Source organism: Antrihabitans cavernicola, from assembly GCF_008297975.1.
GTDB classification, from domain to species: domain Bacteria; phylum Actinomycetota; class Actinomycetes; order Mycobacteriales; family Mycobacteriaceae; genus Antrihabitans; species Antrihabitans cavernicola.
On record NZ_VLNY01000005.1, the window covers coordinates 94,872 to 106,604 of the forward strand.

6 protein-coding genes are annotated in these 11,733 nt (G+C 65.3%); 3 read left to right on the forward strand and 3 right to left on the reverse strand.

Annotation, left to right across the window (positions count from 1 at the left end):
- Positions 1–319 precede the first annotated feature (319 nt).
- Positions 320–5,824 carry an ATP-binding protein gene (locus FOY51_RS12330; protein WP_149430543.1) on the forward strand — a complete coding sequence of 1,835 codons (5,505 nt, stop codon included), beginning with the start codon at positions 320–322 and terminating at the stop codon, positions 5,822–5,824.
- Positions 5,825–5,836: 12 nt separating this feature from the next.
- Here the strand turns inward: FOY51_RS12330 and FOY51_RS12335 are convergent, their stop codons facing one another.
- Genes FOY51_RS12335 through FOY51_RS12345 form a run of 3 tightly spaced genes read right to left on the reverse strand, consistent with a single transcriptional unit; the run spans position 5,837 to position 10,053 of the window.
- Positions 5,837–6,694, reverse strand: coding sequence for a patatin-like phospholipase family protein (locus FOY51_RS12335; protein WP_149430544.1), 858 nt, complete (start codon positions 6,692–6,694; stop codon positions 5,837–5,839).
- Positions 6,695–6,743: 49 nt separating this feature from the next.
- Positions 6,744–9,251, reverse strand: coding sequence for an ABC transporter permease (locus tag FOY51_RS12340; protein WP_149430826.1), 2,508 nt, complete (start codon positions 9,249–9,251; stop codon positions 6,744–6,746).
- Positions 9,252–9,279: 28 nt separating this feature from the next.
- Entirely contained in the window at positions 9,280–10,053 is a 774-nt protein-coding gene (locus FOY51_RS12345) for an ABC transporter ATP-binding protein (protein ID WP_149430545.1), read from the reverse strand.
- Between the two features lie 168 nt (positions 10,054–10,221).
- On the opposite strand from FOY51_RS12345, the gene FOY51_RS12350 reads away from it, so the two are divergent.
- On the forward strand, positions 10,222–10,893 hold the full coding sequence (locus FOY51_RS12350; RefSeq protein ID WP_149430546.1) for an SIMPL domain-containing protein: 672 nt from the start codon (positions 10,222–10,224) through the stop codon (positions 10,891–10,893).
- Between the two features lie 31 nt (positions 10,894–10,924).
- The gene (locus FOY51_RS12355) at positions 10,925–11,695 is read left to right on the forward strand and encodes a deoxyribonuclease IV (protein WP_149430547.1); all 771 of its coding nucleotides are present in this window, start codon (positions 10,925–10,927) and stop codon (positions 11,693–11,695) included.
- Positions 11,696–11,733 lie beyond the last annotated feature (38 nt).

An 11,733-nucleotide genomic window follows, 5' to 3' on the forward strand; every position in this document is an offset into this window, starting at 1 on the left:
CATTCGTATCAATGTCTTTCAGGGCACCAAGATCAAACATCGTTGTCCGCGAACGATCCTCAGATGACAAACGCCACCACGATGCTGCATTCTGGTCCCCGAGCAGGTGCCGGTCGGGGATTCCGGAGCGGCACCTCTGACGATCAAGGCGGCGGCCGAACGACCTGCCTCGCCCTGTTCCCCCCAGCGTCGAAAAGCGGCAGCATTGCCGCATCGCTTCGATACGGGTATGCCCGCGGCTATCGTCGTGAGCAGAAGTTCTTCGACCACGCCACCCGCATAACTAACTGCGGTATCGAGAAACGGACAGCACCGAGCAATGTTCAAGCGGATAGCAGTAGTCAACCGAGGCGAATCGGCAGTACGGCTCATCAGGGCCGTGCGCGAATTGAACGCAGAGTACAACTACGGCATCCAGACCATTGCCCTGCACATCGAGAGCGAACGTCGGGCCATGTTCGTCCGGCAGGCCGACGAAGCGCTGTGCCTCCGCAACACCTCTTCCGGCACGCCATACCTCAACCACGCCGAACTCGAGCGCGCCCTGCTGGAGGCCAAAGCCGACGCCGTGTGGGTCGGCTGGGGCTTCGTTGCCGAGGACCCCGCATTCGCGGATCTGTGCGCCAAGCTGAACATCACCTTCATCGGCCCATCGGGCGACTCGATGCGGCTTCTCGGCGACAAGGTGCAGGCCAAGATCCTCGCCGAGAAGGTGGGCGTTCCAGTGGCGCCGTGGAGTGGTGGTCCGGTCGAGACCCGCGCCGACGCGCGTCGCCACGCCCAGGCGATCGGCTACCCGCTGATCATCAAAGCGCGCAGTGGTGGCGGCGGTCGCGGTATCCGCAAGGTCTACGCCGAGGACGAGCTGGAGCTGGCCCTCGAGCGCACCCAGGGTGAGGCCGAGCGGTCCTTCGGTGACCCCGTCGTCTTCCTCGAGCGCTTGGTGACGGATGCGCGCCACGTCGAGGTTCAGGTGATCGCCGACAAGTACGGCAACGTCTGGGCGCCCGGCGTTCGCGACTGTTCCATTCAGCGCAAGAACCAGAAGGTCATCGAGGAATCCAGCTCGCCGCTGCTCACCAAGGAGCAGGCCGACCACCTCCGGCAGGTGTCGGCCGAACTGGTCGTCGCCGCCGGCTACCACTGCGCAGGCACCGTCGAGTACCTCTACCAGCCCGACCAGAAGACGTTCACCTTCCTCGAGGTCAACACCCGCCTGCAGGTAGAGCACCCCATCACCGAGGCCACCACCGGCCTCGACCTGGTGAAGCTGCAGATCGGTGTCGCCAACGGCGATCGTCTGGAAGGCGACTGCCCGCCCGAGTTCGGCCACGCCGTCGAGGCCCGCCTCAACGCCGAGGACGCGGACAACGGTTTCGCCCCAGCGCCCGGCACCGTCCAGCTGCTGAAGTTCCCGCTGGGCTCCGGCATTCGTGTCGACACCGGCATTGCACAGGGCGACGTGATTCCTCCCGACTTCGACTCCATGGTCGCCAAGGTGATCGCCTGGGGTCGCAATCGCTCGGAGGCGTTGGCACGCCTACGCACCGCGCTGCGGGAAACCACCGTGGTGCTCGACGGCGGAACCACCACCAAGTCGTTCCTTCTCGATCTCCTCGACCGCGAGGAAGTGATCTCCGGATCCGCCGACACCGGTTGGCTCGATCGCACCGGGGCCGGCTCGCCCGAGGGTCCGACGCGTGTTGCGGATGTCGCTTTGGTCGCCGCCGCCATCGAGGTATACGACGCGGAAGAGGCGCGCGAGCGTACCGGCTTCCTCGCCTCGGCCCGCGGTGGTCGGCCTCGCGCCAGCCACGCGATCGGCCGCACCGTCGAACTCAGCTACCAGGGTCAGGCCTACAAGCTGACCGTCGGCCAGGTCGGTCCGCACCGCTACCGAGTCGACGGCGACAGCGGCGACCTCGAAGTGGCCGTCGATCGCCTCGGCGAATTCGAGCGTCGGCTGGTGATCGGCGCCGACCGCCACCACGTCGTCTCCGTTGCGGGCCCCACTCACTACCTGGTCGAGGTCGACGGCGTCAGCCATCAGATCAGCCAGGACGAGGCCGGCCTGGTCCGTGCTCCTGCCCCGGCCGTCGTGGTGGCCGTCCCGGTCTCCGTCGGTGACGACGTCGAAACCGGCGCCACCCTGGTGGTGCTCGAGAGCATGAAGATGGAGACCGCCGTCCGCGCCCCGTACGCGGGTCGCGTTCGCGAGGTCCTCGCCACCGTGAACTCTCAGGTGGATGCCGGGGCCGCACTGCTCCGCGTGGACCAGGTCGCCGAGGAGAAGTCGACCAAGCAGGCGCCGCGAGTGCAGTTCACCAAGCCTGCGGCAATCGACGGCGGCGACGCACGGGCCGAGGCCATCGCCCGACTCGACGCCTTGAGCGCTCTCATCACCGGCTTCGACGTCAGTGGTGCCCGGGCGCGAACCCTCCTCGCCGAGTACGACGCGTTGCGCGCGGAACTCCCGCACGAGGATCGCGGACTGGTGCAGGCGGAGCTTGCTCTGCTGACCGCCTTCGCCGACGTGTGTGAGCTGTCCCGTAACAGGCCCACCATCGCCGAAGAAGACAACGACGATCGCGTCAATAGCCCGCGCGAGTTGTTCCACAGCTACCTGCAGTCGCTCGATGTCGAGGTGCAAGGACTGCCGGAATCGTTCCGCACCAAGCTGTCTCGCGCACTCCGCCACTACGACATCAGCAATTTCGACGCAGGAGAACTGCAGCGCGGACCTGAACTGGAGGAAGCGGTCTACCGCGTCTTCCTCGCCCTGCAGCGCATGGACAACCAGATTCCGGTGATCGCCGGAATGCTCGAGCATTGGCTCACCGATCGAACGGTCGCGCCGGACGCCTCGCAGGCGCTGAGCGAGGTGCTCGAGCGCCTCATCATCGCCACGCAGGTTCGCTACCCCGTGATCGGCGACGCCGCCCGCACGCTGCGCTTCCAGTTCTTCGACGAGCCGGTGATCCGCAAGGTGCGCGACAACGTCTACGACCAGGTGCGCGGCGGCTTGCAGTATCTCGCCGAGCGCCCCGACGCACCCGACTACAAGCAGCGCATCGAGGCGTTGGCGGCAACACCGGAACCGTTGGTGAGCCTGCTTGCGCGACGGGTTGCCGACCCGGGCGCCCTGCTCGAGGTGGTGACGCGTCAGTACTACCGCATTCACACTCTCGATCACGTACAAGCAGTGAACCAGAACGGTTTTCACTACGTCACCGGCAATTTCGACCTTGCGGGCGATCGTGTCAGCCTGATCTCGACGGCGACCGATCTTGCTGGACTGCCGAAGGCGCTCGACGGCGTCGACCAGCTTTCCGGCTCGTCCCCCAAGAACCTCGTCGTCGACGTCTACCTGTCGTGGCCGGACGCCCCCAACGGCGACGACCTCTCCGATGCGATTCGGGAGAAGCTGGCACAACACGGCGCGGTCCGGTCGTGGCGTCGCGTCACCGTGACGGTGCTCGGCGCAGCTACCACCGAGGTTCGCCAGGTGACGTTCCGACTGGTGTCCGCCGAGACGGCTCTGGATTCACTGGTGGAAGACCGCATCGTTCGCGGTATGCACCCGTTGACGGGTCAGCGCCTCGACATGTGGCGGTTGAAGAACTTCACCGGTACGCCGCTCCCCGCTGCCGTCGATACGTACCTGTATCAGCTTGTGGCCAAGGACAATCCGGCAGACGAGCGCCTGATCGCCATGGCCGAGATCCGCGACGTCACCGTGCAGCGCGGTGAGGGTGACGAGATCATGACCGTCCCCGCGATCGAGCGCACTCTCGCTGCCTGCATGGACGGCATCCGTCGTGAGCAGACTCGACGCGGCAAGCGCCGTCTCGACAACAACCGTGTCGCGCTCTACGTGTGGCCGGTGCTCAACGAGCCGCTCGAGAAGCTCGCACGCATCGCGCAGCACACCGCGCCACTGACCGTCGGCGCAGGCCTCGAAGAGGTCACTCTGATGGCGCGGTTGCAGGAGCCGCACGATCCCGAGCCGTACGACGTCGCATTGCGCTTCTCCTACCGCTCCGGCGCGGGCGTGGTGGTCAAGCTGACCGATCCGCCGACCGAGCCGCTGCAGCCGCTCGACGAGTACACACAGAAGGTGCAGCGTTCACGCTCGCGCGGCACCGTCTACCCGTACGAGTTGGTGCCGTTGCTCGCGGGCGCCGAGGGCGAGTTCACCGAACACGACCTCGACGATTCCGGTCGACTGGTCCCGGTCAAGCGGCCGCACGGCTTGAACAAGGCGGGCATCATCGTCGGCCTCGTCACCACGCCGACCGACCTGTACCCCGAGGGCATGACTCGCGTCGCACTGTTCGGCGATCCGACGAAAGCCCTTGGCACAGTGGCGGAAGCGGAGTGCGCACGCATTGTCGCCGCCATCGACATGGCCGAGAAGCTCGGCGTGCCGGTCGAATGGTTCACCCTGTCTTCCGGTGCCACCATCTCGATGGGCAGCGGCACCGAGAACATGGACTGGGTGTCGCGTGCACTGCGTCGCATCATCACATTCACGCAGAACGGTGGCGAGATCAACGTCGTCGTCGCAGGTATCAACGTCGGAGCGCAGCCGTACTGGAACGCGGAAGCCACCATGCTCACCCACACCAAGGGCATCTTGGTGATGACGCCGGACAGCGCGATGGTGTTGACCGGTAAGCAGTCCCTGGACTACTCGGGTGGCGTCTCGGCGGAAGACAACTTCGGCATCGGTGGCTACGACCGCGTGATGGGCCCCAACGGCCAGGCGCAGTACTGGGCACCGAACTTGACGGCCGCGGTGGGCGTCCTGTTCGCGCACTACGATCACGCGTACATCGCACCGGGAGAACGCTTTCCGCGTCGCGCGGAGACCGCCGACCCCACCGAGCGCGACGTCCGCAGCTACCCGCACGTGCACCCGTCCAGCGATTTCACCACCGTCGGTGACATCTTCTCGTCGGAGACCAATGCGGAGCGCAAGAAGCCGTTCGACATCCGCACCGTGATGCGCTCGGTGGTCGATCAAGACCACACCGTGCTGGAGCGTTGGGCCGACATGGCAGGTGCCGACACCTCGGTGGTGCTCGACGCACACCTCGCCGGATACCCGATCACGGTGGTGGGCATCGAATCTCGGGCCATCCCGCGCAAGGGTTGGTTCCCGACCGACGGCCCCGATCAGTGGACGTCGGGGACGCTGTTCCCCAACTCGTCGAAGAAGACGGCACGGGCGATCAACGCGGCGAGCGGCAACCGCCCGCTGGTTGTGCTGGCCAACCTGTCCGGTTTCGACGGCTCCCCCGAGTCGCTGCGCAACATCCAGCTCGAGTACGGCGCCGAAATCGGTAGGGCCATCGTCAATTTCGACGGTCCCATCGTATTCTGCGTGATCTCGCGCTACCACGGCGGCGCGTTCGTCGTGTTCTCCGGGGCGCTCAACGACAACATGGAGGTGCTGGCCGTCGAGGGTTCGTTCGCCTCGGTGATCGGCGGCGCGCCGGCAGCGGCTGTGGTGTTCTCTCGTGAGGTGAACACCCGCACCGCAGCCGATTCCGGTGTTCGCGACCTCGAGGCGGAGCTCGCTGCCGCGGACGACGACATGGAGCGTGCCCGCTTGCGCGTCGAACTGGCAAACGCGCGCAAGGCAGTTCGCTCGGACAAGCTCGGTGAGGTGGCCTCGGAGTTCGAGGCGATTCACAACATCGAGCGCGCCCGCGAGGTGGGTTCGGTGCACAGCATCGTTCCCGCGGCGGAACTGCGTCCACGGATTGTCGCGGCAGTGGAGCGCGGCATGCGGCGCACGCTGGACGGGGCAGGCCGCTAGGTCACTTCGAGATCAATGTGCGTGCGGGGCAAGCAATTCTGCTTGCCCCGTTCGCCGTTCTTCGGCAGGAACCAGGGCGTCGAGCCACTCGTTGGTGCTCTTCTCGGCTCGGGTGATCAACTCGTCGGCCTTGCCGAACTCGGCGGGGCTGACATCGTGCGGACACAGCGGCGGCACCACGCGTAGATCGACCTTGCTCTCGTAGCGTTCGATGTCGAGTGCCATCCGATCGTTGATCGCCAGCACCAGCCCGCGCAGACCCATCCCGAGAGCACTCGTGGGCGCCTCGGTCAACGTGCAGCCGGAACCGGTGGTGAGAACGTAGACACGATCGGCACCGAGTTCGACGGCATGGGTGATCGGGGTGTTGTTGACGGTCCCGCCGTCCATGTACGGAACGCCGTCGATGACGACCGGCGGCAGTAGCGCAGGAATCGCCGAGCTGGCGAGAATCGCATCGACGGCGTCACCGGTGGAGAACCGCTTGTCGGCGCCCGTCAACACATCACCCGCGACAACGTGCAGCGGTATCGGCGCGTCCTCGAGGCGGTCGAACTTCAGGTTGTCCACCAACAGCTTCTTGATGCCACGATTCGACACCAGGTGATTGCGCTTACCGAGGAAGCCGGCGAACCCGATCACCAGATCCGCAGGGAAGACTGTGTTCCGGGTGAGCCCGCGCCACAGATCACCAAGTCGCCGAACATCTTCCGACGTCGATGCCCCCGACAGCCAGCCGCCGTTGATGGCACCTGCCGAGGTACCGACGATGAAATCGGGACGAATGTCTCGATCGATCAGCGCCTGCAGCATCCCGACCTCGATGGATCCGAGGCTCGCTCCACCCGACAGTACGAACGCGGTAGTCATACTTCACAGTACGACTGCCCACGCGTCACATGTCGGCGGTCGCCGCAAACTACACGTCGGCTATCGCCTCCAGCGGCCGCGTGCGAGCAGCCCGCACCGCAGGCCACAAGGCCGCAAGCACTCCGACCACCGCGGATCCGATCAGCATCGCGATCACTTGCGTCCATGGCACCGAGATCTGGCCCAGTCCTTGGTCGCGCAGCGTTCTGATGAACCCAGATCCCAGGGTCAAGCCGAGCAACACCCCCACGATCGCACCGAAGACGGCGATCAACACGGACTCCAGATAGATGGTGCGCCGAACCTGCGCTCGTTGCATACCGACGGCTCGAAGCATCCCGATCTCCCTGCGGCGCTCTACCACCGACAGCGCAAGCGTGTTGATGATGCCGAGGATCGCAATGACGATGGCCAACGCCAGCAGCCCGTACAACACTCCGAGCAGCGTGTCGATCTGCTTGCCCTGGGTGCCCTTGAACTGCTCACGATCCTGCACCTGCACGATCACGAATTGTTTGGTCGCCTTCTCCAGATCGCCACGCATGGCAGCGATGTCGGCCCCCGGCTTCGCCTTGACGAGGACGACGAAGTCGGTCATCAACGCAGCAGGCGTCACCTGTTGATACACCTGCTCGGACACCACCCACTTACCCAGAATCTGGTTGTCCTTGTAGATCCCGCTCACCGTGGTCGGCACCTGTTTGCCGTCGTACGTGGTCATCGTGACGGTGTCGCCGAGCTTCCAATTCTTCTCCGACGACTGGGTTTCCGAGACCAGCATGTTGTTTCCGGTGACCTGGTCGCTGCCCGAGGTGATGTCGTAGGCGAACGCTTGATTCAGCGCGCCGTCGACCGCGGCACCGGTGGCGTCGTCGTCGCCGATCTTCACCAGCACCGGATGCAATGCAACGCTGTCCTGCACCCCTGCAACGCTTCTGGCTGCCGCGCCTGCGCCGATGGGCACACCGATCGCTTGCGGACCGGTCAACACGTAGTCGGCCTTGACTCCCTGATCCACCAACGTGTCCACACTCGCCTTGGCCGACGAACCGAAGATCCCGATGGCCGAGACCAGCATCAAGCCCAACGTCAACGCGAACGCGGTTGCCGCCGTTCGCCGTGGATTGCGTACGGCGTTGCTGCGAGCCAGCTTCCCGACCGACCCGAACGGTCGCGCGATCACCGCCCCCAAACCGCCCACGATCGGACGCGAAAGCGCCGGAGCCGCAAGGAGTACCGCGAAGATCAGCGCGAGCGCGCCGACACCCACCGTGCTGGCCGCACCGCCACCGGTCGACTGCGCACCGACCACAACGGCGATGACACCGACGATGCCGAACACCACACCCACGATCGTCCGCATTCGCAACGAATCGCCCGTGGAGGCAAATTCTTCCCGCATCGCCTCGACGGGAGGGATCTTCGCCGCTCGCCGGGCAGGTGCGTAGGCGCTGATCACCGTCACGACCACCCCGACGAGCAGGCCGACGACGATGGTCCGCGGCGCCACCTGCAGCGAGCCGCTGGGCAGGCCGAGATCGAACACGTTGAGCAGCGACCGCAAGCCGTACGCCAACGCGACGCCGGTCGCGAGTCCCAGTGCGCTTCCGACCAATCCGACGATCAGCGCCTCCAACACCACCGATCGGCCAACCTGTTGCCTGCTCGCACCCACCGCACGCAGCAGCGCGAGCTCGCGCAACCGTTGCGCCACGATCATCGAGAAGGTGTTGTAGATGATGAACGTCCCGACCAGCAAGGCAATCGCACCGAAGGCCAGCAGGAAATAATTGATGAAGCTGAGCGCCTTCTCGATGTCCGCCTTGGACTCGGCGCGCACCTCGTCGCCGTTCTGCACCTTGAGATCCGGGAAGGCGGCCTTGATGCGATCGCGTAGTACGTTCTGCGACACGCCGTTTCCGGCGACGTCGATATAGGCGGCGTGCTGGCCGTCGGTGAACAGCTGCCGCGCCTGTGCGTCGTCGAACAGCACACCGATGAATCCGCCTGTGTCACTGGCCACGTCGTAGATTCCGGTCACCGTGACGTCGGACAGCCCTCGGGCGGGCACCAGGACCTTGGTCTTGTCGCCCACAGCCAGGTGCGCCTTCTCGGCACCACCGGAGTTGAGCGCGATCTCGCCCGCTTTGGTAGGCGGTGTGCCGGCGACGAATTCGTCCGGTTTGGCAACGGCTTTGTCCGGCGGCAGGTAGGACTCGCCGATGCTCGGCGCACCTCCGGTTTGCACAGCGGTGCCGTCCGGTGTCAGCAACACCACCTGGCCACCGACCGACGGTGCCACCGCTCGCACCCCGTCGATCGCCGCGACCTTGGCGACGTCGTCGAGCGGTACACCACTCGACTGCGCATCCTGCGGGCTCACGCGGACGTCGACCCCCTGCGCGGTGCCCTCGAAGATGCCGTCGAAGGTGCGCTGCAAGGTGTCGGTGAAGACGAACGACCCGGCGACGAATGCGGTGCCGAGAACAACCGAGAGCAGTGTCAGTGCAAGCCGAACCTTGTGCGCGGCAAGGTTACGCAGCGACACCTTGCCCATCGGCGACGTCAGAATTTTCGCCACAGATTCAGACCTTTTCCAGTGACTTCATCCGGTCGAGGACCGAGTCGGCGGTGGGTGAACGCAACTCGTCGACGATCTGCCCGTCGGCGAGAAACACCACCCGATCCGCGTAGGCAGCGGCGCGCGGATCGTGGGTCACGATCACCACGGTCTGCCCGAATTCGTCGACAGCCGCACGCAAGATGCTCAACACCTCCCCCGATGACCGTGAATCGAGGTTGCCGGTCGGCTCGTCGCCGAAGATGATCTCGGGCTGACCGGCCAGTGCTCGGGCACACGCCACCCGCTGCTGTTGACCGCCGGACAGCTCACCGGGCCGGTGGGTCAGGCGATCTTTCAGCCCCAACCGGGTGAGGACGGTGTCGAGCCACTCCGCGTTGGGCTTGCGTCCCGCGATGTCGAGCGGCAGCGTGATGTTCTCCAGTGCCGTCAACGTCGGAACCAGATTGAACGCCTGGAATACGAATCCGATCCGATCGCGCCGCAGCGCCGTCATCAGCTTGTCGGACAGTCCGGTCAACTCGGTGTCGCCGATCAGAACCGATCCGGAGGACGCCGAATCCAGGCCTGCGAGACAGTGCATGAGCGTCGACTTTCCCGAGCCGGACGGTCCCATGATCGCCGTGAACTCGCCACGCGCGAAGTCCGCGGACACCCCGGCCAGTGCGCGGACCGTCGTGTCCCCCGAGCCATAGGTTTTGACGAGATCGATCGCGCGGGCCGCGGTGGCGCTCCGCGTATCCCGTGTGTCGAAGGTATCCACTGCCTCGGAGCTCATGGCTGCCTTTCCTGTTCGATATGACACGCGCCGACCTCGACGCAGGTTCACTCCCCCGACCTCATCGAGCTCCATCCTGTCCGGTTTTGCCGATCCCGGCCATCGGGGACCACCCTGATCTTCGCCGGACTCGCTGTCAGGGTTACCTCCTGCTGGTTGACTGATGCCATGAGCTCATCACCGGTCGAGATCACCGTCGCGGGCCGCGCGGAAGTCTCCTACCAGCCCGAGCGATGCACGGTTCACCTCCGCCTCGGGTTCGAGTCCGAGCGCAAGGCCACCGCGCATTCCGCGACCGCGGCGTTGTTGGCGGACCTGCAGAAGCGCATCAGGAAGCTCTACGACGCGACCAAGGGGCCGGTGAACTGGTGGTCCGCGGATCAGCTGCGCAATTCACAGCACCGGCCGTTCAACCAGGACGGCAAGCAGCTGCCGTTCGTCTACTCGTCGGCGGTAACCGTGGAGGTCAAGTTCAGCGACCTGAGCGCAGTCGGCTCGTTCGTCGAACAACTCGGCGAGGTCGACGGTGTCAACATCAACCGACTGGAGTGGGCGCTGACGTCGAAGAGCCGCGACGGCTACACGCAGCACGTTCGCGACCTCGCCGTCCGTGACGCTGTCGCCAAGGCAACCACGTATGCGCGCAGCCTCGGCCTCGGCACCGTGTCACCACTGGCGATCGCCGATCCTGGACTCCTCGGTCGCGGAGCTGTCGGCGGGGCGCCCGTGCAGGCCGCGAGGTTCATGTCGGCCAAGGCAGGCGGCGGCGGTGACCTCGAGATGAAGCCCGACTACATCGAACTCGCGGCGGATGTCGAAGCGAGGTTCGAGGCGCGGTAAGGCTGTCGGTGCGTGCCGATACGCTGGCTCCATGCGTATTGGTGCACACGTTCGGACCGACGGCGATCCCACTGGAACCGGTGAATCGCTCGGTGCCGATCTGATCCAGATGTTCGTGATCGACCCGCAGAGCTGGGAGAAGCCGAAGGCGCATCCCAAAGCCGCGGAGATTCTGGCGAGTCCGGTCGATGTGGTGGTGCACTCCTCGTACCAGATCAACGTGGCGAGCCTGAACAATCGGCTGCGGATGCCGTCGCGTCAAGCTGTGGCAGCGCAGGCGAAGGCAGCGGCGGATCTCGGAGCATTCGGACTCGTGGTGCACGGTGGCCACGTCCGCAACGACGGCGAGATCGACGAGGGAATCAACAACTGGCGCAAGCTGTTCGAGCGGCAGGCCGAAAAGGGCGGGTTCCCCGTGCCGATCCTGATCGAGAACACCGCTGGCGGCGACCATGCAATGGCGCGCTACTTCGACTCGATCGCGAAGCTGTGGGACGCGGTCGGCGAATTCGGGGCCGGCTTCTGTCTGGATACCTGCCACGCGTGGGCGGGGGGCGAAGATCTGGTTGGTGTTGTCGATCGGATCAAGGCCATCACAGGGCGCATCGACCTTGTTCATCTGAACAACTCCCGCGACGAGTTCAACTCGGCCCGCGACCGGCACGCCAATCTGGCCGACGGCACCATCGATCCGCAGTTGCTCACCGAGGTGTGCCGGTCCGCCGATGCGCCGGTCATTCTCGAAACGCCCGAGGACGGCATGGCGAAGGACCTTGCGTACCTGCGCGAAGCCCTCGGCTGAAACTGCGGTTCAAGAAACTGCCGCACATGGCACGCTGA